Annotated in this window: 1 protein-coding gene; it reads left to right on the forward strand. The window is 71.2% G+C overall.

Annotated features, from left to right (window positions below; all coding sequences use genetic code 11):
* Positions 1–126 precede the first annotated feature (126 nt).
* Positions 127–326, forward strand: a 200-nt coding sequence (locus QSK22_RS33465; protein WP_285498529.1) for a leucine zipper domain-containing protein, incomplete at its 3' end; no start/stop codon positions are given.

Genomic DNA, 326 nt, shown 5'->3' on the forward strand with positions numbered 1-326 from the left:
CTAGGTGTGCTGTTCGGGGACGTTGGTGACAGGCGACACGCCGTGGGTGGTTGTTGAACGACAGGAGGGCCTTCTGGTTTCGGTGTGGATTGCGACGACATCTGCACCGACGTCCAGGAGGCCCTCGTGTCCCACCGTAACGCCCCCTTGACCCCGACCGGACGCCTGCGCCTGGCCCGGTGTGTCGTGGAGGACGGCCGGCCGCTGCGCCGGGCCGCCGAACGGTTCGGCGTCAGCCACACCACCGCCGCACGATGGGCCGCCCGCTACCGGCAGCTGGGCGCCGCCGGCATGCACGACCGCTCCAGCCGCCCGCATCACAGCCC

This window comes from Actinomadura sp. NBRC 104425 (assembly GCF_030269545.1).
GTDB lineage: Bacteria > Actinomycetota > Actinomycetes > Streptosporangiales > Streptosporangiaceae > Spirillospora > Spirillospora keratinilytica.